This is a genomic window from Planctomycetaceae bacterium, from assembly GCA_041398825.1.
Taxonomy (GTDB): Bacteria; Planctomycetota; Planctomycetia; order Planctomycetales; family Planctomycetaceae; genus F1-80-MAGs062.
The window spans coordinates 159,616-181,930 of sequence record JAWKTX010000008.1 but is presented as its reverse complement, the minus strand read 5'-3'; the positions used below and the strand labels follow the sequence as shown (position 1 = coordinate 181,930).

The 22,315-nt window shown below is 54.1% G+C and carries 13 protein-coding genes; 7 read left to right on the top strand and 6 right to left on the bottom strand.

What is annotated here, in order from left to right; translation table 11 throughout:
* Nucleotides 1–131: 131 nt before the first annotated feature.
* Complete coding sequence (locus R3C20_15700) at nt 132–737, bottom strand: sigma-70 family RNA polymerase sigma factor (protein ID MEZ6041946.1); 606 nt, start codon at nt 735–737, stop codon at nt 132–134.
* Between the two features lie 469 nt (nt 738–1,206).
* Here R3C20_15700 and R3C20_15695 point away from each other — a divergent pair, with 469 nt between their 5' ends.
* The 4 genes from R3C20_15695 to R3C20_15680 all read left to right on the top strand — a co-directional run bounded on the left by R3C20_15695 (nt 1,207) and on the right by R3C20_15680 (nt 7,509).
* Nucleotides 1,207–3,681 carry a cytochrome c gene (locus tag R3C20_15695; GenBank protein ID MEZ6041945.1) on the top strand — a complete coding sequence of 825 codons (2,475 nt, stop codon included), beginning with the start codon at nt 1,207–1,209 and terminating at the stop codon, nt 3,679–3,681.
* Nucleotides 3,682–3,747: 66 nt separating this feature from the next.
* A complete protein-coding gene (locus tag R3C20_15690) occupies nt 3,748–5,319 on the top strand; it encodes a hypothetical protein (protein MEZ6041944.1) in 1,572 nt (523 codons plus the stop codon).
* A 3-nt stretch (nt 5,320–5,322) separates the two neighbouring features.
* Nucleotides 5,323–6,165: a 1,4-dihydroxy-6-naphthoate synthase gene (locus R3C20_15685; protein MEZ6041943.1), complete on the top strand. Its 843-nt coding sequence runs from the start codon at nt 5,323–5,325 to the stop codon at nt 6,163–6,165.
* A gap of 75 nt (nt 6,166–6,240) precedes the next feature.
* A complete protein-coding gene (locus tag R3C20_15680; protein ID MEZ6041942.1) occupies nt 6,241–7,509 on the top strand; it encodes an efflux RND transporter periplasmic adaptor subunit in 1,269 nt (422 codons plus the stop codon).
* Between the two features lie 38 nt (nt 7,510–7,547).
* Here R3C20_15680 and R3C20_15675 read toward each other — a convergent pair whose 3' ends face one another.
* Entirely contained in the window at nt 7,548–9,884 is a 2,337-nt protein-coding gene (locus R3C20_15675) for a PSD1 and planctomycete cytochrome C domain-containing protein (GenBank protein ID MEZ6041941.1), read from the bottom strand.
* Nucleotides 9,885–10,253: 369 nt separating this feature from the next.
* Between R3C20_15675 and modA the strand changes: the two genes are divergently transcribed.
* On the top strand, nt 10,254–11,789 hold the full coding sequence (gene modA, locus R3C20_15670) for a molybdate ABC transporter substrate-binding protein (GenBank protein MEZ6041940.1): 1,536 nt from the start codon (nt 10,254–10,256) through the stop codon (nt 11,787–11,789).
* A complete protein-coding gene (locus R3C20_15665; protein MEZ6041939.1) occupies nt 11,774–14,158 on the top strand; it encodes a PSD1 and planctomycete cytochrome C domain-containing protein in 2,385 nt (794 codons plus the stop codon). The genes modA and R3C20_15665 overlap by 16 nt, the downstream gene beginning before the upstream one ends.
* 95 nt (nt 14,159–14,253) lie before the next feature.
* Here the strand turns inward: R3C20_15665 and R3C20_15660 are convergent, their stop codons facing one another.
* Together R3C20_15660 and R3C20_15655 are read right to left on the bottom strand one after the other, a co-directional pair.
* The gene (locus R3C20_15660) at nt 14,254–15,222 is read right to left on the bottom strand and encodes a mannonate dehydratase (protein MEZ6041938.1); all 969 of its coding nucleotides are present in this window, start codon (nt 15,220–15,222) and stop codon (nt 14,254–14,256) included.
* An 81-nt stretch (nt 15,223–15,303) separates the two neighbouring features.
* Nucleotides 15,304–16,611: a mandelate racemase/muconate lactonizing enzyme family protein gene (locus R3C20_15655; protein ID MEZ6041937.1), complete on the bottom strand. Its 1,308-nt coding sequence runs from the start codon at nt 16,609–16,611 to the stop codon at nt 15,304–15,306.
* 182 nt (nt 16,612–16,793) lie between these two features.
* Between R3C20_15655 and R3C20_15650 the strand changes: the two genes are divergently transcribed.
* Complete coding sequence (locus R3C20_15650; GenBank protein ID MEZ6041936.1) at nt 16,794–18,527, top strand: PPC domain-containing protein; 1,734 nt, start codon at nt 16,794–16,796, stop codon at nt 18,525–18,527.
* 25 nt (nt 18,528–18,552) lie between these two features.
* Here the strand turns inward: R3C20_15650 and R3C20_15645 are convergent, their stop codons facing one another.
* On the bottom strand, nt 18,553–21,009 hold the full coding sequence (locus R3C20_15645) for an FHA domain-containing protein (GenBank protein MEZ6041935.1): 2,457 nt from the start codon (nt 21,007–21,009) through the stop codon (nt 18,553–18,555).
* 635 nt (nt 21,010–21,644) lie between these two features.
* Nucleotides 21,645–22,208 carry an RNA polymerase sigma factor gene (locus R3C20_15640; GenBank protein MEZ6041934.1) on the bottom strand — a complete coding sequence of 188 codons (564 nt, stop codon included), beginning with the start codon at nt 22,206–22,208 and terminating at the stop codon, nt 21,645–21,647.
* Nucleotides 22,209–22,315: the final 107 nt, after the last annotated feature.

Sequence of the window (22,315 nt, the reverse complement as noted above, 5' to 3'; positions counted from 1 at the left end):
TGATCTGGGGGTTTGATTCTCTGATGCTCGACGGCAAAAAGGACCAACTGTGGACCTTCAACCGCAGACGGTAGGGCTACGCCTGGTGACTGGAGTGGAACAGGGTCCCGAGCGGTCAGGACTTCCGTCGTTCATTCCAGCATGCCTTCCAATTCCTGCTTGAGCCGTTTACGAATACGGAAGGTGGCCTGGCGGACCGAGTTTGCCGTCATGCCCAGGCGATCGGCGACTTCCTGGTTGGGCAGTTTCTCGAATTCAACCAGTTCGAATGCATGCCAGTTCTTTTCATCGAAGTCATTTCGAATCACTTCGAGTGCTCGAGCGACCACTCGTGCCGGAGAAAACCAGTCACTGTCGCTGGGTGATTCGGATTCAGACAGGTTTTGCAGAATGACTTGATGGTCACTGCCTCCAGCGGCGGCTGGGCGATCAGAGTTCTGTTGACAGAAGCGAGCGATTTCGTTTCTCAGGATCTTCATAATCCAGAAGCGAAATCGTCTGCTGGCTCCGTCCCGATGAAACCCCGGAAGTCCCTTATAGACCCGGACGATCACTGTCTGTGCGATGTCATCTGAATCGACCGAACTGAAACCTCGGCTGCGACACGAACCATAGATCAGCGGCGTCCAGAGTTCGACAAGTCGGCTCCACGCGGATTCATCATTTTGTCGAAGTCCGTCCAGCAGACTCAGCGGAGTGTCATCGCGTTCGGCATCTGTGGAAAGTGAAATGTTCACCGGGCAGCTTTCTCAGAATGGGACGAAAAGGCACAGCATCGCAGGATCTCGCTGACTGCACTCCACCTGAAGGCATATAGGATAACGGCTCAACAGCGCCGATTCGAGACAATGTTGAAGCGATGATTTTGCCCTCGGGAAACAACGGTATCGAACGGATTGGAGATTCAAAGAGCGTTTGCCGACCGAATTTTGAGCCTACCCGGGCAGTTCTTCGCCTGGCTGTGGGGACTGGCTGGTGACGGACTCGGATACTCGTCGCTGAAGGAGGCCGCCGTCGACGCCGTGGGATGCGTCGAATTGCAGGGATCACAGTCGAATTTCATGGTTCACAATGGGACTGTTTTCCAGAGGACAGACCTGGCAGGAAGATCCATCCGGGAAGCGTGTGTCGAGGCTGCTTGCATGATTCGGTTCAGTTGCCAGGATAGGTCTATTCTGCCAACTGACCGTCTGCGGGAGTCTGACTGTGACGTGCTTGCGTCCCACAATTTGTTTCATTGCCACGCTCTTGCTGGGAGCTTCCGGACAAGCTTCGAACGACGCAGCGCCGAACGTGCCGTTCGTCCCTGCGTTTGATCGTTTCGGTCTGCATGCTGACATCGATCCATCGACGGCTGGCAGACTGTTAATTTCCGAACTCAGCTGCACCGCTTGTCACAAGAGCAAAGAAGTGTTGCTGGATCCAAAACGAGGGCCGGTGCTGGATGCCGTGGGAAGCCGTGTGCGGTTCGAATGGATCCGGGATTATTTATTGAATCCGGCAGAACAGAAGCCCGGAACGACCATGCCGGATATGCTGTCAGCATTGCCGCCAGCTCAGCGATCTGATGCCGCCGCATCTCTCGCTGCCTTTCTGGCATCGCTGACACAGCCCTTTCCGGAAATCAAAGCGACCGGCGCAAATCCGGTTCCCATGGAATTCTGGAAAAAAGGCAATGCGCAACATGGGCGGCAACTATTTCACCAGATCGGCTGTGTGGCATGTCATGAACCCGATGGAAGTTACGATGTTGTGGCGATTCAGCCCTCGCCGCTCGACCAGCTTCTGGAGCAGCTGGAGCCGGACGAGCTCAGGGAAATGGGCTTGTCATCAGCAGCGAGGCGTGTGAATTCCGTGCCTCTTCCGGTGGTCGCTCAGAAGTATACGAACGAGTCGCTGACTCATTTTCTACTGAATCCGCAGCAAGTCCGTCCGTCAGGCCGTATGCCGAATCTGAGTCTGCTGGCCGTGGATGCTGCTGACATCGCTGAGTGGTTGATGACCAGGGATCAGGCCCTTGCGGTTCCACAGCCAGCCGACAACGCTCGGGGCGATGATGCAGGGATTCAGTCGGGACGTCAATTGTTTGTCCAGCTCGGTTGCGTCAACTGTCACGACGTAAAGGGATTGAAACCAGAAGCAAGTGTTGCCAGTCTCGAATCACTGAATCTTTCGTCTCCGTTGTCGTGTATTCAGGCGACAGCTGATGATTCATCCATACGGGAACCGGCGAATCAAACACAGGCGACTCGCAAGGCAGGTCAGCCCCTGTTTGAGCTCAGCAGTGCACAGGAGAGTGCGTTGCGTTCGTTCAGTTCCGGAGAGTTGCAGGACGAGACAGAGATGCGGCTGCTTCAGAGTAACTGCTATGCATGTCACGAACGCAACTCGATGGGAGGCGTGGGTCGCTTTCGCAAACCATATTTTGAAACGGTGGGGCATGTCGATATTGGCGACGAAGGCCGGCTTCCTCCTGCGCTCACCGGAGTGGGCAGGCGTCTGACTGTTGCTGCTCTGAACAGTGTCCTGACAGGTAAAGGCAATATTCGCCCGCACATGACCATCAGAATGCCCGTCTTTCCTGCTTCGGTGACAAAATCATTGCCGGCGCTGATTACCATGTCTGATGGTCAGTCGGCCAGGCCGTTGCCCGCTGATGCTGTTTTCGCCAAAGGTGACCGAAACGCATTGATTGAAGCCGGTCGCCAATTAATGGACACCGGTTGTGTTCAGTGTCATGCGTTTCGGGGCGAAACGCTGCCGGGAACCGTCGGGGTTGATCTTGAAGGAGCAACGAAACGGGTGAACGCGGAGTGGTTGCATGATTTCCTGAAAGACCCCGGTGCATTGAAACCCCGGACTCGCATGCCGACGTTCTTTCCCAATGGCAGAAGTCAGAATTCAGAGGTGCTGGACGGCGATGTGGAATTACAGATTGCCGCGATGTATGCCTATCTGAATGATTTGCCCAACCAGCCTTTGCCCGCGAAGATTCAGGAAGCTCGTGCTCAGGATTATGAGCTCACGCCCAAAGATCGCCCCATCGTCATTCGAACCTTTATGCCGGCGGCGGGGATGCATGCCATTGCCGTTGGCTTTCCGCAGCACGTTCATTTCGCATTCGATGCCGAAAATCTTTCACTGGCTCAGGCGTGGCGAGGGCGATTTCTGGATGCGGAAGGAACATGGTTTGTCCGATTCGCTCCGCCAGCTGATCCGCTCGGAGAACATCAGGTGCTGCTTCCACCCGGAATTGTGGTGTCTGAATTGAAGGACATGAATTCGCAGTGGCCGGACAATGCAGAAAAAGCGGGTGCGACCTTTCAGGGTTATCGTCTGAACAAGGACGGCACTCCGACGTTCTTGTATCGGCTGAAGACCTGCAATCTGGAAGATCGTATCGAACCGGACGGCGATGGTGGTCTCCGACGCACGATGACATTGACTCAATCATCCAGCACAGAAAGCAGTTCACTCTGGCTGAGAATGAATCAGGGATTGAAACTGGAGCCGGACGCACGATCGGACGGAGCCTATATCAATGATCAGGGCGTGACGGTCTCTGTTGAAGAGAGCCTCAGCAGCGAGATTCGGACGCGGGAAGGGACTGTTGAACAGATCGCTCCGATCACGGTTCATGGTCAACGCCCCGTGACGATTCACCTTCGGTATCGATGGTAGTTTCTTTATGGGCCTCGATTCATGCTTCGATTCAGCACCTGTCTTCATTCGCCCCGGGCAAATTCTATGCGAACACTCATACTACCAATCCTCCTGCTGACACTATTTGACTTTCCGTGGAACAGTACCTGTGCCCAGGATCATGAGGCGCTGCAGGAAGATGATTTTTACAAACTGATTTCCGTCAGCACGTCGCAGGCGCCGACGGCGTCGCGGGCAAAAATATGGAAGCCGGCACCTGACGGACTTGCTCTGGAAGTGAGTGGTATTGCGGTGCTGGATGATCACCGCATTGCGGTTGCCATTCGCAAAGGGGAAGTGTGGATACTGGGGGGCGTCTACGACGATTCACCTTCGAACGTGACCTACCATCGTTTTGCGTCGGCATTGCACGAGCCTTTGGGACTGCTGTACCACAGGGGGTCGCTGTTTACGGTGCAGCGATCCGAGCTGACGGAATTGCGAGATACTGATGGTGATGATGTTGCCGACGAGTATCTGACTGTTGCAAAAGGCTGGGGAGTGACAGGGCATTATCACGAATATGCTTACGGTCCAAAGCTGGATCGAGAAGGAAATCTCTGGATCACGCTGAATATCGGGCTTGGCCTGAAAGGCGAAGAATTAAAGCGAACAATTCATGAGCCCACACTGAATTTCCGTCAGGGAAAATGGCGTGGATGGGGAATGAAAGTCACGCCGGATGGCCAGCTTCACCCGGTTTGTGCGGGCATGCGTTCACCGAGCGGAATCGGAATCAATGCTGCGGGAGACGCGTTTTACACAGACCAGCAGGGAAACTGGGTTGGTACAAATACATTGCACCACATGCGCGAGGGAGCCTTCTTTCACCATGCGGAAGCTCTGGCTTCGATGAATGAAAACGGATCGACCATTCATGGTGTCAGGACAGTTCCCAATGGCATTCCCTTTCCTGATGCGATCGACCAGTTTTCTCAGTTAAAGCCTCCCGCCGTATGGTTTCCTTATAAGAAGATGGGACAGTCGACAACAGACATCATGCTGGATGACAGCAACGGCCGTTTCGGGCCATTCCATGGACAATTATTTGTCGGCGAATTTACACAGGCGGGAATGAATCGTGTGTTCCTCGAAACTGTGGATGGTGAATATCAGGGAGCCTGTTTTCCATTCCGCAGTGGCTTTGCTTCGGCGGTTCTGCGGATGGCCCAGGGAACCGATGGCAGTATGTTTGTCGGGTTGACTAATCGAGGCTGGAGCAGTCTGGGGACAGCTTCGTATGGTCTGCAGCGACTTGTCTGGACTGGCCGGACGCCGTTTGAAATCAAAGAAATGAAGGCTCTCCCGACGGGTTTTCAGCTGGTGTTTACGACTCCGGTGGATCGCGAATCGGCAGCGAATGTGAATTCTTATTCGATGAACAGCTACACATACCTTTATCAATCTTCTTACGGCAGCGACGAAATCCAAAAACAGGACCTTCAGATTACAGAGGCCCGTGTGTCCGAAGATGGTCTGCGGGTCGATCTGACGATCCGGGGTCTGCGCCCCTTGTTCGTCCATGAGCTGCATGCTCCCGGCATCAGAGCTGCCAGTGGTCAGCCCCTGTTGCATCCCCATGCCTACTACACCCTGAATCGCGTGCCAAAGGACTGAAGGATGACAACCATACAACTTGGGATCTCAACATGCCCGAATGACACTTTTGCTTTTCATGGGTTGATGACGGGTGAAGTCGATTTGCGGGGCCTGCAGTTTGATGTCAGTTTGATCGATATCCAACAACTCAATGATCGCCTGTTCGCAGGTGACTTTGATGTCGCCAAGACAAGTTTTCACGCGGCGTTGCTTTTGTCAGAACAGATGATTGTGCTTCCCTCTGGTTCTGCGCTTGGCTTTGGCGTCGGTCCCCTGCTGCTCAGTTGTGAGCCGGGGATACGGCCGACAAGTCAGAATCAACTGACGCTGTGTCCGGGGCAGCATACGACAGCCGCTCTTTTGTATCGGCTGTTCTATGGTGATACCGCTCGGATTGAGCATGTCGTGTTTTCTGAGATCATGCCGTGTCTTCAGAACAGGTCGGCGGATTTTGGCGTCTGCATTCACGAAGGCCGGTTTACCTGGCAAAACGAGGGACTCGGGCTTGTCGAGGATCTTGGGACGCGTTGGGAGAATGAAACGTCCTGCCCGCTGCCTCTGGGAGGCATTGTCGCACGCCGGAGTTTGCCCGAAGAAACCCTGCAGACGGTTCAGTCGGTGATCCGGGACTCGTTGTTGTATGCTCAGTCAAATCCCGCTGCTGCTCTGCCCACGATGCGACGGTATGCACAGGAATTTGATGATGACGTACTGATGAAACACGTCGACTTGTATGTAAACGACTGGACAATCGACCTTGGCGACGTTGGCCGCAACGCGTTGGGCGAACTCTTTCGCCGAGCGGCCGGACTGAAAATTGTTGCTCCGAATGCTCGGCCCCTCGAAGTGCTTCATCAGGGGTGACAATCCATGAAACTTTGCTGCTGAGTTGCCAAACAAGGGTGGACTCAACGCAAATGTCCAGGCAAGATCCGGCACATGAAAAAGCTTATTATCTGGTTGATTGTCTTTGGTGTTCTGGGAGGCGGCGGCTTTTTCGGCTATCGCAAAGCCTCCGTCTGGATGGCGGAACGCAACAAGCCGAATTTTCGTACGGACAAAGTCACGCGCGGCAATATTCGCGTCGTTGTGAATGCCACCGGAGAAGTGAAACCGGTTCTGTCTGTCCACATCGGCAGTTTCGTTTCGGGTCCGATACAGGAACTGTTCGTGGACTTCAACGACGAAGTCAAAGCCGATCAGATTTTGGCAACCATCGACCCCAGGATTTACGAAGCATCGGTAGAACGTGATACCGCCGCGATGAAAACCCGCGAAGCGGAAATCTCGAGAGTGAAAGCCGAACTGCAGAGAGCACGCAATGATGAACAGCGTGCGCTGGCTCTGAAAGGAGAAAACGAAGATTTCATTTCACAGGCCGAACTGGATCAGTATCGATTCACTCGTATGTCGCTGGAGGCACAACTGGAGATTGCGGAAGCTTCTGTTCGTCAGGCAAAGGCCAATCTGGAGAACTCAGAGGCGAATCTGAATTACACAAAGATCCGATCTCCGGTGGATGGAATTGTGATTGATCGAAAGATCGATCCGGGGCAAACCCTGGCCGCACAGTTTCAGACGCCCGAACTGTTCATTGTTGCCCCGGATATGCGGGAAAAGATGCACATCTTCGCGTCCATTGATGAAGCAGACATCGGTCTGATCAGCGAAGCAAGAGCCAACCAGAAACCGGTACAGTTCAAAGTCGATGCCTACCGGGATGAGGTGTTCGACAGCGGTGTCATCGAGCAGATTCGACTCAGTTCAACGACGAATCAAAATGTCGTGACGTATCCTGTGGTTGTTGCAACGCCGAATAACGACATGAAGTTACTGCCGGGGATGACTGCCAATCTGACTTTCCTGATCCGCGAACACAAGGATGTCGTCAAAATTCCGAATGGAGCATTGCGGTACTTTCCCCAAAAGGAACACGTTCGAAAGGAAGATCAGGCCAGACTGGAACTGAATCTGGATAAAGCACCTCCGGGTGAAAATGAAAGCACTGCCACTGAAGAAACACCGGTGGACGAAGCGGCCAGAGCCGTTGTCGAGGCAAAGAAGCGGGTTGTCTGGGTGAAAGATGGAGATCTGTTGAAAGCGGTCGATGTCGTCGTGGGTGAGAGCGACTATCAGTTCACTCATGTCGTCGAAGGTGATCTGAAGGAAAATGACGTTGTTGTTGTCGGGCTGAAAGCTGCGAAATGATTAAGCCGTCCTGCTACCGTTTTCGTCCAGTCGCGACTTTAGTCCAGCCACCAGAATTCATTGGATGACAACAAAGCCTGAGCAGCCAGGGTCAATCGATCCGGGGCGGCTTCATCCTGTGAATCTTGATTCAGGGATGCCAGATACTGTTGCATGGCGGCTGACTCTTCGGGGGTCGGTCTTCGCTGTAAGACAGTCATGAAGAGCTGTGCTGTCGTATTCGAAAAACTCTTCTCAACAGCATTGTCATGCAGCGTTTGTTGCACACGTTCTCCGATGGCTGCTGCGTGCTTTGTCACAAAAGGATTGTTCAGCAGGAACAGTTTCTGAAGCGGTGTATTGGTTTCTGTTCTCTTGGCGGCGTGCGTGTTTGGATCCGGGAAGTCGAATCGAGCCAGCATCGGATTGAGATCGAAGCGACTGATTTCTGAATAGATTGTTCGCCGATTCTGATCGGGATCGTCCGGTTGCAAAGAAGGTCCTCCGATAGATTGCTCCAGTTGTCCACTGACAGCCAGAACAGCATCTCTCCAGAATTCAATGGACAACCTTCGGCGGGGCATGCGCCAAAGCAGACTGTTTGTTGCATCGGTCTGGGCAGCTGTCGGGTGGATATCAGACGACTGAAGATAAGTTTCGGACAATGCAATCTGGCGATGAAGCCACTTCAGGCTCCATCCGTTCTGCATGAACCGAGCTGCCAGATCGTCGAGCAATTCCGGATGCGTGGGAGCTTCACCCAGTTGTCCGAAGTTGCTTGGAGTTCGGACGATGCCGTTACCAAAGTATTGCTGCCAGATACGATTGACGATGACACGAGCTGTCAGAGGGTTTGAGGGATCTGTGATCGCCGCCGCCAGTTCGGCTCGTCCACTACCCTTCTGAAACAAACGTCGTTCACCGTCAAACATGACCTCCAGAAAGCCTCGCGGAACAATGGCTCCCTTGTTGTTGACATTGCCCCGAATCATCACGTTCAGGTCTCGCGGTTTTCCGTCACGCACAATATGAATGGCGTCTTCCGGTTTCTTGGCCAATCCTTTACCGTCGATTTCGACGCCATCCATGGGCTTGTTGAACATCTCCGTTCCGGCAAACACGCCCGCCAGCGCATAGTAGTCTTCTGTGCGAACCGGATCGTACTTGTGGTCATGACATCTGGCACAGGCAACGGTCAGGCCCTGCAGGCCCCGGGACACAACATCAACACGGTCTTCCCATTCTTCTGCCATGACTTCCGGATCGTTTCGTCGGTAGTACTTTGGTCCGAGTCCGATGAAGCCAAGCGCGACGTGTCCGGAGGTGTCTTCAGGATCGATGATATCGGCAGCCAGTTGCAGCGTGACGAAACGATCATAGGGCAGGTCACTGTTGAGGGCATTGATGACCCATTCGCGGTATCGCCAGGCATTCGGATAGAACAGTTCCTTGTTATTGCCGACAATGTGTGCCTGATCTTCTGCATACCGCGCGACGTCCAGCCAGACGCGAGCCCATCGTTCTCCATAGGCAGATGAATTCAGGAGCCGATCGACGACTCTGGCAACCGCATCAGGAGATTCATCTGCGACAAAAGCTTCAACGTCCTGTACCGTGGGTGGCAGGCCTGTCAGATCGAACGAAAGTCGCCGGATCTGAACGCGCTTTTCTGCCGGAGGATTTCGTTGAATGCCAGCGTCATGCAGGCGGCGGTCGATCAACGCATCAATGCGGGCAGAATCTGTGACGGGTTTGCCGTCAATCTGAAGGTCGGATGCCATCCGGGGAATCTGGAATGCCCATCGGCTGCGACCCTCTTCAATGTCCAGATCCGCGTCGAGTGCAGAATGGCCTGTCGGATGACCGTGTTCACCGTCCAGTGATTTACGTGGATCTACAGCGCCATTGGCGATCCATCGTTCAAAATCCTGAATGATCTTGTCGGGAAGACGACCGCTCGGAGGCATCTCCAGACCTTCATATCTGATGGCAGACAGAAGTAGGCTGTCACCGGGTGAATCCGGATCAATAGTCGCTCCGGAATCGCCGCCTTCCCGGATTGCGGCTGCTGTATCCAGCCGAAGCCCGCCTTTGATTGACTTCGATTCGACGGCGTGGCACTGATAGCAGTGTTCGACAAGCACCGGCCGGATGTTGGTTTCGAAGAACTCGATCTGTTCAGCCATTGCAGCCGTTTCAGCCGTTTCAGAATCCGGTGACCGTTCTGTTTTTCCTGGTTGGGTCTGCAATTGCTCTGCTGGCAATTCGTCCGCTGCAAACCCATCGGCTGTAAGCCCCGGGGCAGCGGTAAAGAATGCAAAAAGAACCACCTGAGCAATCGATACGATCAACGTCGTCAGTCGCCTGGGGTGGCGTTTTAGGGACCGGGCGGGCATGAGCTGTCTCAACTGAAAACCGGAGGATTTATCGGAGGGTTGCTCAAGTATAACCATTCGATGCATGATTTCAGATCGAGAATTCTGATAACACAGCCTGCCCTGGAAATCTGTCCGGCACATTCGAAAGTCGACTTTGTTGCTGCTGCGTGGTAACGTGGTGTTCCTGAGTTTTCCTTCCTGCCCATGTCCCGGATTCGCGGTTTCGGCTGGCGATCTGAAATGTGGCAAGTCCTGCCCGGTTTCAGGACGGTCAGACGCCATATTGCAGCCTGACCTGGCACCTCATCACCCCAAAACATTCTGCCAGCGTAAGCTGTCCGTCAGCGATACGCTGCGTGTCTGAACACAAGAGAGAAGATGTCTGTCATGAACCGTACTGCTGCTGCCATGCTGGCATCTCTGCTTGCGCTGGGTGGACTGGCGTGGATGTTGTCCAATGTGAGTCCGCCTGGTCCCGGTGAGCCGAAGGTGTCCGGGGGCGATGGTGAGGCATCAATGGTATCCCCGGTCACGCTGTTTTGTGCTGCAAGCAATCGTGCGGTGATGGAGTCGATTCGAAAGGAGTATGAAGCTGAGACGGGCCGCAGAGTCGAAATTCAATATGGTCCTTCCCAGACACTCTTGTCGTCGATTGAAGTGAGTGGAACGGGTGATTTGTATCTTCCGGCGGACGACAGCTATCTCAGAATTGCCAGTGAGAAATCTCTGGTCGCCGAGCAATTGCCATTGGCTCGGATGCAGGCAGTCGTAGCCGTCAGGAAGGGTAATCCCAAACAGATCACCACGTTTGACGATCTGCTGAAAGAAGGCAATCGTGTTATTCAGGCCAGTCCTGATGCTGCCGCGATTGGGAAAGTGACTCGCAGGATCCTGGGAGAATCCGGGCTGTGGGACAAACTGGATACAGCCACGGTGGCATATCGAACAACCGTTACGGATGTGGCAAACGATTTACTGGTGGACGCTGCTGACGCCGGTATCGTCTATGACGCCGTTTTGCACACGTATCCCGATCTTGAATTCGTCGAGCTACCTGAACTGCTGCCCGCCGCGTCAAATATAGGAATTGGCGTTGTGGCATCGACCAGTCAGCCTGCAGCCGCGTTGCACTTTGCCAGATATGTGAGCGCGGGAGATCGCGGATTGATGCATTACCAGAACCATGGCTTTCGCGTGGCATCCGGAAGCAGTTCTGCAACCACGGACGAGTGGGCGGATGTCCCTGAGTTGTCCCTGTTTGCTGGTTCGATGCTTCGTCCGGCAATTGATGAAACAATCACTGCCTTTGAACAGCGAGAAGGTGTGCGCGTCAATCGAGTCTACAACGGGTGTGGCATTCTGGTTGCGCAAATGAAAGGTGGACAGCATCCCGATGCATACTTTGCTTGTGATCGTGAATTTATGAATCAGGTCCCGACCCTGTTTCCTGCTCCTGTCGACGTGTCGCAGAACGAACTTGTCATACTCGTACAAAAAGGAAATCCCCATCAAATTGCCAGTCTTCGTGACCTTGGCCGAAAAGGCCTGCGGGTTGGTATCGGACACGAAAAACAGTGCGCCATGGGATGGCTCACCCAGAACACACTCAAAGAAGGTGGTGTACAGAAGGAAGTCATGGATAACGTGACTGTGCAGACTCCCACGGGCGATATGCTGGTCAATCAATTGCTGACCGGTTCGCTGGATGCGGCAGTTGTTTATCTCAGTAATGCTGCCGGGGCTGCCGACAAGCTGGATGCGATCCGGATTATGGACATCGAATGTTCGATCGCAACGCAGCCGTTTGCGGTCAGTCACGAAACCAGGTATCCCCGGTTAACGGAGCGGATGTTTCGATTCCTGAGTACGGCTGCATCGAGGGACAGTTTTGAAGCGGAGGGATTTCGATGGCAATTAAATTAACACATTCCTCTTTGCTTGTACTGACTCTGCTGCTGACGATGACTTTCCGCATCGATGGTCGTCTCGTTGCAGCGGAGGATTCTTCGAAGCAGGCGGAATTCTTTGAGAAAAAAGTCCGGCCTCTTCTGGCGAAGCGCTGCTACGAATGCCATGACGAAGTGACGGGGCACGACAATGGCGGCCTGGTTCTGGAAACGATCGAAGGTATCGTCACCGGCGGAAGTCGGGGGCCGGTCATTGATTCCTCTGACCCTGAATCCAGTCTGCTGCTTCAGGCAGTGACATTTGATGAAGATGATCTTCAAATGCCACCGTCCGGCAAGATGCCGGCAGCTGAAATCGAGATAATCACCAAATGGCTGAAAGACGGAGCAGTACTGCCAAAGTATCGTCCGCAGAAACCAGCTCCTGATGCCCGGGGAAACGTCCGCAATGTCGACAGGCGGGCAGATGATTTCTGGTCGTTCCGGACACTCCAGGATGTCCCTGTTCCACAGTTTGAGGATCGTGCTGCCATTCACTGGATTCGGCAGCCTGTCGACGCGTTTATTCTGGAGGGTCTGCGCCAGAAAGAACTGAACCCCGGTGAAGAGGCAGATCGCCGTACGCTGATGCGCCGGTTGAGCTTTGATTTGATCGGGCTTCCGCCAGATCCCATCGCACTTCAGGCCTTTCTGGAATCGGATGACCAGAACGCCTTCGAAACACTCGTAGAGGAGCTACTAGCGTCGCCTCATTACGGTGAACGCTGGGCTCGAATGTGGCTTGATCTGGCGCGGTATACAGATTTCACACCGGACTGGCAGAATCCGACCGATCGCGGCTGGTTGTATCGTGACTGGGTCATCAACGCGTTCAACACCAATATGCGCTACGACCGGTTTGTGAAGCTTCAGCTTGCGGCGGATCAACTCCCGGATACCCCGCCCGACGATTTAGCTGCACTGGGATTTCTGGGGCTCAGCCCAACATACTGGAAGGAGTTGCGATTGGCTCCCACAGTGATCGAACAGATTGTGGCTGACGAATGGGATGAACGAATCGACGCTGTCAGTCGGACGTTTCTGGGGCTGACGGTTGCGTGTGCCAGATGCCACGACCATAAATTTGACCCTGTTTCGACTCAGGACTATTACGCTCTGGCAGGCGTTTTCGCCAGTACTCAATTACACGAACAGCCTCTGTTGCCCGCAGTGGAGTCTCGTGGTGTCATCTCCGCGAGGAAGAAACTGATCCAGTTGCAGGATCAGTTGAAGAGTGTCAAAGAGAAGGACAGCTCACAGGCAGAAGCGCTGGCAAAACAGATTGCTGAATTCAAGGCGGCGAATCCACATGTCGAAATGCCTTTCGCACATACCGTTAAGGATGCCAGTGTATTTGTCGTTGCGGATGGGCCGGATGCAACAAAACTGACGTATGCGGAGAGCCAGGCCAGGGATCTGCCGGTGTTTCATCGTGGAAATCCCGCCAACACCGGCGAAATTGTCCCACGTCGCTACCTGAGCATCTTTAATCCGTCAGGTTCGGCAAACGGATTTGAACATGGAAGCGGCCGAATCGATCTGGCAAACGCAATGCTGAGCCGTTCCGAGGGACTGGTGGCACGAGTGATGGTGAATCGAATCTGGGCACGCCACTTTGGCAGGGGTTTAGTTTCGACTGAAAGTGATTTTGGATCACAGGGCGATCCGCCGAGCCATCCGCAACTTCTGGAATACCTGGCGTCTCATTTTGTGAAGCAGGGATGGGATATCAAGTGGCTGCACCGACAGATCCTGCTTTCGGCGACATGGAGGCAATCTTCTGGATTTCGTGACATCGAGTTTCATACTGACCCGGACAACAGGACATTGTGGCGGATGAATCGACGGCGTCTTGACTTTGAGGAGTGGCGTGACGCTATTCTGACGGCCACTGGTGAACTCGATCTTTCCATTGGTGGTCCTTCGCAACAGGTCGATGATGTCGGCAACGTCCGTCGAACGATTTACTGCACTGTTGCCCGTGAGGAACTTCATCCTGTACTTCGCATGCACGATTTCCCGGAAGCCAGCGCTCATAGTCCCTCCAGAATTCCAACCACTACCCCTTTGCAGCAGCTTTTCGTGCTGAATTCTGCATGGATGGAGGCAAAAGCAGCGTCGCTCTGGAAACGGCTGTCGGAAGTGACCCACAGTGCGACGGAGGAACAGAGAATTCGAAAAGCGTACTTATGGACTTTCAACCGCAGCCCGGATCCGGATGAACTGGCCTTTGGGCTCGAATTCTTAGCCGCCGATGCCGATGCGAGTTCGGATCAATTGCGGCAGCAATGGACCGAGTATCTGCAGGCGTTGCTGGGTCTGAATGAAGTTTGCTTTGTTGATTGAGTTTTGGCCCCGGTCTGCCAGCGCCTGTCCCGGTTTCTCAATGGACAGTTTGCCTGATCTGGAAGCGGGCTTTTGCAAATGTAAACCGGGATGTTCTATTTCCGGTAGCCCGCCGCATGCATCAACCCCCGGATGTAACCAAACGCAAAAAACCTGCCCAGCATCGTGTAACCGGGTTCTCCGTCTTCTTCACCGGATAGTTGCGGGACGTGATCCGGACGAATCGGTCCGTTCAATCCGATGTCGTAATATGCCCGCATTGCTTCGGCCATATCTGTGGGGCCGTCGTCGTGAAATGTCTCGGTGAACGCGGATGCATCTCCTTTTACGTCGCGGAAATGGACGTAACGAATGTGCGATCCCAGTTGACGAATTGCTGCAGGAATATCCACGCCCATTGTGGCGAATGTGCCCTGACAAAAACAGATGCTGTTGGCGCGACTGGGAGCGAGTTGCATGAGCTTTTCAAACGCATCCAGGTCGCACATGATGCGAGGCTTGCCTAACATTTGTGGCAGCGGTGGATCATCCGGATGCATCGCCAGCGTGACACTGCATGCTTCGGCGATTGGAAGCAATTCGTCGAGTGTTCGCTGCAGGTGCTGCCAAAGTGCGTCAGGCGATAGTTTTCGGGCGATTGTTTCGTGGTTCGGATTTGTCGGATGATAACCCAGCAAAACGGCCTGCTCAGCATCTGCTTTTCGAAACTCGGTGACCCGCGCGTTGCCGCGTGCAGGAACGTCAAGCCGGGTGCGCGTCCAGTCCGTACCCGCCATGAAGTTGTAGCACAGAATCCCGATACCCAGATCTCCCATCTGTCGGATAAGTGTTTTCATGGCCTCCAGTTCTCGCCCGTCGTCGACACCCAGTTTGATGTTTTCGATTGGCAGGTAGCCCTCGATGACAGAAATCCGAAGTCCATACTGGCCAGCGTGGTCGATGGCTGCACGAAGTGGGTGAATATCTTTTCCCGGGTACCGATGGACAAGATCTGTGACGCCGCACTGGGCTGACCACTCCAGTGCCTGGTCAGTGATGGGTGTTAGGACTGTGGCAAGCTGCATTAGGCTGTGTCCAAAGATGATGCGATGTCTCGGGAGAATTCTGATGGCTCATTTCTGCAGGGGTGTCAACTGCAAACTTCATCAGATTCCGGTTTGTCGATAGCCCGGATGCGACGGGTCAAACAGCTCCGGCAGCCACCGTGCACCGATACCGTGTGCAGTCGGAAGAGCCAGCATCCCGTTCTGAATCTCGATGGGCTGATCAATCAGCAGTGGATACAACGTCTGCAGGTGGGCACGGACAGTTTCCTGAAACGCAACCCCTGAGTTTGCGGATGCTACGTGGACGCCTGCCAGCAGGGTGAATGGCCCTGTGCAGTCGTGCATCAGAGTTGGAGTGTTATAAATCTGGGCCAGTTCCGCGATCCGACGTGTCTGTGAAATCCCGCCGACCCACGTTGGGTCAATCATGATGTAATCGGCAGCCCCCTGGTCCAGGACTTGTCTGTACTGATCAACCTGAACAAGCATTTCACTGACGGCAAGGGGCACCTGAGAATGGCGACGGAATTCAGCCATTGTCCGGACGGAATCCGGACGCAGGATGTCCTCCAGCCAGAGAGGGTGAAATTCTTTTATGGCCTCCGCAATTTGGCGAGCCGCGGCCAGGGAAAAGAATCCGTGACCATCAAGCATCAATTCGATTCTGTCTCCAACTCGTTCTCGGATTTGCCGAAATGGCGCAAGACCCTCTTCAAGGTCACGTGGTGAAAGATAGTGTCCGCCGCCTCGACGATAGACCGCATCGAACGACCACAATTTCATTCCGCGATATCCCAGTGCAATCAGCTCTTCCGCTAAATCTCCTGGAGTATTCATGCTGGCCCAGTTGTCTTCCAGGGGACCTGGCTGACCCGGGTCGCCGTGACCGGGCCAGCCAGAAGCGGAAGGAATTCGTCGATTGGTCCGGCCATAAAACGGACCTCCACAGCTGTTGTACACAGGAATCGAATCGCGAACCGGTCCTCCCAGCAGACGCCAGACCGGTTGTTGCATCAGCTGACCAGCGACATCCCACAGTGCCAGGTCGACGGCAGACAACGCACGCAGTTCAGCACCGGTTCCGCCAAATGCCGTCATACGTTCGTAAAGAAACCGCCAGTGACTTTCAATGGCGAGCACATCGGCCCCAAGGAGCCTTGGAGCCATGAAGTCGTGAATCACAGCGGCTGCCGCGGTTGGAATATAGTAGGTTTCACCATGGCCAATCACGGGGCCGGCATTCATCTCTCCGGCGTCGGTATGAATTCGCAGTGCAAGCAGCCCCGGCATCACATCGTGCGGCACAGCAGTCTCAATTGATGTTATGCGAGGTCCGTTGCGGTAGGCATGCCGTTGAGTGGGACCAGACGCGCGGTTTCCGTGATCATCATCAGAAAAACTGCTCATTTAGAAATCGGGCTTTCATCAGAAACGGTTCACGATTCAATCAGGAAGTGATTAAGATGCCATTCCATCCCCCGGTCTACAAGTGATCGTCGAAGAATGCCCCGGAACGGACCCCGTCACTTTCGATGGTTGTTGACCGAATACTTCTGCCCCTACATCACACCTCCCGCCTGGAAATCCTCATGCATTCTGCAGCGAGTCCCCCCCAAACGATGCTCCCGCAAACCGTTGAGAATCATGTGACCGTCAGGGGCAGTTGCCGATATGTCATTTTCGGTTTCGTCTTCGTTCTTTGCGCGGTGGTACCAGCTTCTTCGCTGGCAGGGCAGCCTCCGGCAATCGAACGACTGTATCCTCCTGGCGCGAAGGTTGGGTCGAAGATTGATGTTAAAGTCTCGGGAAAGCCGGGTGACGGTGAACTCAACGTTTGGTCGGAACTCAACGAGTTAGAGTTTCAGTTTTCCGACAAGAAGGATACTGCGACGGTGACCGTCCCGGAATCGGCGACCCCTGGTATCCACTGGATTCGTTTTTTTAATGCGGACGGTGCGACAAGCTTCCTTCCGTTCGTCGTTGGGATCCTGGACGAAGTGATTGAAAAAGAACCCAACAACAGGCTGAATGAAATTCAATCAATCGATTCCTCCAGGGTCGTTGTCAATGGGGTTCTGGAGAAATCCGGCGACGTCGATTGTTATTCGATACCCATCAGGACGGACGAGACGCTGGTGATTTCAGTTCTCGCTCATCGGCAGCTGAATTCCCCGATGGATGCTGTCATACAGCTACTCAATTCTCGCGGTACGGTCCTTTTGCAAAATGATGATGATCACGGGCTCGACCCACAACTTGTCTATACAGCACTCAGCGATGACACACTGACTGTCCGAATATTCGCGTTCCCGTCTGCACCAAACAGCACCATTCAGTTTGCAGGCGGTGCAAACTACGTTTACCGACTCACACTGACAACCGGTCCGTTTGTGGATTACTGTCTGCCGACTGCTGTCAGCACTTCGATGCCGCAGGTCGTGAATGTTGTTGGCTGGAATCTGACTGGAAGTGATCCGGAGTTCAATTTGAAAACTCAGTCGATCGATGCGACCGTGGACACGCGAATACAGGGACCGTTTGCAGAGTCAACAAATGTCGACGCCGTTTTGATACCATCGTTGATTGAGGCTGACAGCGGTGGTGAGCTTGATCCTCCGTTTTGCGTTTCCGGAGTGATCGCAGAAGTGAACCAGGTTGATACGTACAGATTTACAGGAAGCAAATCACAGAAACTACGATTTCGAACGGTTTCAAGAGCCGTGTATTCTCCGCTCGACCCGCTGCTGATTCTGCGTGATTCAGGCGGGAAAGAAATCAAACAGGCGGACGATGTCAGCAAGGATGATCTGGACGCGGACCTGACGGTGACGCTGCCAGCGGATGGACTCTATTCTGTGGCGTTACAGGACCGGTTTGGGCACGGCGGAACTCGATACTTCTACCGCCTGCACGTCGAGCCCGCGGACGCCGACTTTGAAGTGACTGTTGGGAATGACCGGTTTGCGATGTCATCCGAAAAGCCACTTGAAATTGACGTGTCCGTCAAACGCATGGAGAACTATTCCGAAGCGATCACCATTCAACTGGAGGGATTACCGGAAGGTCTATCCTGCGAAAGCATGACATCGTCAAGTGAAGGTGAATCGTCGAAGAGCGTCAAGCTGTCTGTTAGCGGTGCTGCCAAAGAAGCCTTCAACGGACACATAAGAATCGTGGCTACGAGTGAGTCCGGACGTCGCAGAGAGGCGGCAGCGACCAGCATACCTGCGACGGCAAACAGAAATCTGATCTGGTTAACGGCACCGGCAGTGTCCGCGCCCGCAGCAGAAGCAACAGACGACGCTGACGCGATGAATGAGTAAAGTCCGTTGAACGATTCTGGGATGACTAAAAACCACTCAGGAATTTCTGCAACTCGTCGTCGTCTCCATCGCTGTCATTGTCATCATCGTTGAGCCAGTTCAGGGCGTCATCATCATCGCTTTCGGAAGCAACGCTTGTTGATGGAGTGCTCCCTGTGTCGTGCTCCTCCTCATCTTCATCTGACAACCAGCTCATGGCATCGTCGTCATCTGAGGCGTTGTCATCCAAGGCATCCACTGCGTCAGCAGTTTGTTCTTCAAACGCATCGACAACCTCCATCGGTGCTTCCTCGTCGTCCGATAGCCAGTTCAATGCGTCGTCTTCGTCCGAGATTGCCTCCGCATCCGTGGCTTCGAAGAGCTCAACTTCCTCGTCCACTTCCTGCACTTCGGCAACTGCAATTTCTTCGGCGTCTGCTTCTTCCTCATCCTCTTCGAGGAAATCCATTGCATCGGGGATTCCTGCTGCTGCGATACGGGCCGGATTTGCATTACCCGGTCGCGTCATTTTGGGTTTTGCAGAAGGCAGGGGGACATCACTGACGAGTGAGCCGAAATCATCAACACCGTCCCAGTTGAATTCATCGCCTGCGGAAGTGGCTGTTTCGTTGACTTCATCGACGATGGCGACTGGTTCATCGTCCAGACCTTCAAATTCATCGACCTCTTCGGCGACAACCTCTTCGATCTCAGGCAGAGGTTCCAGTTCGACCTCTTCGATGACGTCTTCAACTTCCTCGGCAACGATGTGATCGACAGCGTCATCCTCTTCGATTACAGCAACGGGTTCTGCGACCTCGTCATCGTCGTCATTGAGGAACGCCCATGCGCTGTCCTCGGCGTCTTCAGAGACTTCAGCTTCCGCAACAGTTTCCGGCGTAACCTCCTTGATAACCTCTTCAACTTCTTCCGCTACAATGTTCTCAAATGTTTCATCCTGCTGTTGCACGTCAGCAATGGGTTCTGCTTCCTGAGCAACATCCGAAGTTTGGTCCGCGACGGAATCCAATACTTCTGGTTCACCGGTGGATGGTTCGTCGAAGGCTTTGCCGACTTCGGACGGGGACTCCGGGATGCTGAATGCTTCCGGTTCAATGGCCGCAAAATCGGCGGCCTGCAAAGTTTCGGCGGCGGGATCGACTTTCCCCTGGCCGAGGTCCCATTCTGCTTCGCCATCGAATGGTTCGTCTGATTCGGGAGCAACCACCGCGTATTCAACGGCATCGTTTTCTGCAGCGGCAGAGTCTTCATCGAATTCCTGCGACTCGAAGTCCGAGTCGGCTACCAGGTCTTCAGCAGCCTCTTCGCCAATGGCTGTGTTTTCACTGATCGCATCGTTTCCATCCGATTCCGTTGCAGGCGAAATCTGGTCTTCAGAGATGGCAGAACTGATTTCAGAAGGTGATTCTTCTGCCGCAGGCTCCGACAAATCAGCCAATGGTTCGTCTGCTTGCGATGGCGATTCTGCAGTGGCTCCGAAGACATCCGGGCGTGAATCCAGTGCATCAAGGCTGGGCAAATCGAATTCCCAGTCGTCGTCGCCGGGATCCGGAACAGGAATGGATTTCTTGCGTGGTTTAGCAACCGTTTCGGCTGCCGCGTCTGCTAGTTCGCTGGCAGCGGCTGCGCCCGCAACAGCGATTCCGGCAGCCCCGGTTGACGGAGAATCCGAGAACAACTGTTCGTCGTCATCGACCGTAATTCGGTTTTCATCTGATTTACCTTTTGCCGTTTCTTTGGCAACAGGTTTGTCTTTCGTCGGTGATTGTTTTCCAGCGCTGGTCTTCACATCATCGTTCAGAAAGTCCAGCGCGTCGTCGTCCTCAGTGCGAATGCGTGAAGAGTCGGTTGCTTTTGAGTCGGCTGGCTTTTCTGACGCAGGCTTCCTGTCAGCCGCTGATTGCTTCCCGGATGGTTTTGCCGTTGGCTTTTCTGCTTTGCCTTCAGCCGCAGTTTTGGCCTTGAGTTCCTGTTCTGCCTTTAACTTTGCAGCTGCCCGGGCTTTTGCCTTTGCCGATTCGGGAGAGATTTCTGCCTGAGTGGCCGCCGCTTTCCTGCTCGAGGACGCTTTGCTTCCGGAGGAAGGAGTCTTCGTGGTTTTAGGCGACTTGCCGGGGACAGGAGTTTCGGGGGCGGCCTTTGCTTTTTTGCGCGCTTTCAGAATTGCTTTGGCTTCGTCAGCGTCGAGACGCACTTTCACCAGAAACTTGACACCACCGATCGAAAGCTCCATCCCTTCCTTCAGCTTGTATTTTTGATTGGGCTCAAGTTTGTGTCCGTTCAGATAGGTTCCGTTGCTGCTGCCCAGGTCCGTCACTGACGCAGATGTTTCCTTGAAGCGCAGGGTGCAGTGCCGACGGCTGATCAACGGCGCCACAAGCTTGAGATTGCACTCAGAACCACGTCCAATGACGATATCGTGACGAATGGTGACTTTCTTAACACTGCCAGAATTGCCCAGCAGTTCAAGCACAACTTTCATCGGTGTCTATTCCTCGCCCCAGCGACCTTCTGCAATCAGTCTTCCGTGTGGAACTTTACCCGCGCCTGCGGGGTGTTGGTCAGGAAAATAGCCGGATTTGCGTGCAAACCGGCATCCTGAGGCATCCCCCGAATCTCTAAGGCGATTAGACCCGATTACACGACCAGATTCCAATGATTCAGCAACTTTGCTACGCGGTTCAGGCGAGTCCGAATGGAACGAAGGTGTCGGATTTGCGGACAAGATGCCGTCTGAATCTGCCGAACGGCCGACTGACGGCCAAATTCCATTCGCAACTGCCAGCCCATTGAAAGGCATCCCCCAAGGATCGCGGCCATCCTGGCGCCCGTCTAAACGCCAGCATACGCGTCCAGAAGGGACCACGCCGGCCCCGCGGGTATCTCAATCACGGCCATATGGCTTCTGGGGAATCCGAGTGCAATCGCTTAACGTCTGGCTGTCACTGATCCGGCTGCCACTGAGAGGACAGACTGACATTCCATCGTCTCTCCAGCCTCGCTATCCGTTAAAACTCGGGGCAGGTACGCAGGACCACTGGAAACCATCGTGTTTTCAGATCTCCTGCTCGAGCCAGTCCCGTTCTTCAACAGGCTGCTAAGCTAAGCCAAGCTAAGCTAACCTGAATCCGATCGGCCCAGCAACCGCTGACCGGCCGGCGAGGACTTCAGGGTTTGAATGGCATGATGCAGACGCGATTTGACCGTGCCAAGCGGAATATTCAGTGCGGCGGCAATTTCGGGCTGGGTGAGATCGTCGACAAACCGCATCAGCAGAATTTCCCGGTGGTCGCTCGAGAGTGATGTCAGTATGGGTTCAATATCATCGGCGGGTGAAGTCGGGGCAGAGGTGGGCGATTCAAAGAACTCCAGCACTTCATCGCCGCCGCTGGAACGTCGACGTTTCCTGTTCGCCGCGATGGCAAGATTCCGGACGGCTGGGTACAGGAATGTGGTCATGGCGGCCGTGAGGACAAATCCGGGGAACTTGCCCGCGAGATAAGTGAAGGTTTCCTGCAGCACATCCAAAGCGTCATCATGGTTGCCGGTCAACCGAAATGCCAGCCGCATGACCCAGTCGCGATAGCGGAAGTAGATTGCTTCGAAAGCCGTCAAATCGCCCGAATTCAGAGCCTCGACCAGCTGCTGGTCGGTCAGGCCTTCCTGTGACTCGGACATCATCGAAACAGCTCCCCAAAACACTCCCATAGGCTTGCGATTGGCTTGGACGACGAACGACCGAAAAAGTTTCCGGAATCTTTGAACCTTTTCGAAGTCGCCTGTGCTCA

Coding starts and splice junctions, on each gene's coding strand:
- R3C20_15680 (MEZ6041942.1), top strand. CDS start 6,241: ATGAAAAAGCTTATTATCTGGTTGATTGTCTTTGGTGTTCTGGGAGGC.
- R3C20_15650 (MEZ6041936.1), top strand. CDS start 16,794: ATGCATTCTGCAGCGAGTCCCCCCCAAACGATGCTCCCGCAAACCGTT.
- R3C20_15655 (MEZ6041937.1), bottom strand. CDS start 16,611: ATGAGCAGTTTTTCTGATGATGATCACGGAAACCGCGCGTCTGGTCCC.
- R3C20_15665 (MEZ6041939.1), top strand. CDS start 11,774: ATGGCAATTAAATTAACACATTCCTCTTTGCTTGTACTGACTCTGCTG.
- R3C20_15675 (MEZ6041941.1), bottom strand. CDS start 9,884: ATGCCCGCCCGGTCCCTAAAACGCCACCCCAGGCGACTGACGACGTTG.
- R3C20_15685 (MEZ6041943.1), top strand. CDS start 5,323: ATGACAACCATACAACTTGGGATCTCAACATGCCCGAATGACACTTTT.
- R3C20_15645 (MEZ6041935.1), bottom strand. CDS start 21,009: ATGAAAGTTGTGCTTGAACTGCTGGGCAATTCTGGCAGTGTTAAGAAA.
- R3C20_15690 (MEZ6041944.1), top strand. CDS start 3,748: ATGCGAACACTCATACTACCAATCCTCCTGCTGACACTATTTGACTTT.
- modA (MEZ6041940.1), top strand. CDS start 10,254: ATGAACCGTACTGCTGCTGCCATGCTGGCATCTCTGCTTGCGCTGGGT.
- R3C20_15640 (MEZ6041934.1), bottom strand. CDS start 22,208: ATGATGTCCGAGTCACAGGAAGGCCTGACCGACCAGCAGCTGGTCGAG.
- R3C20_15660 (MEZ6041938.1), bottom strand. CDS start 15,222: ATGCAGCTTGCCACAGTCCTAACACCCATCACTGACCAGGCACTGGAG.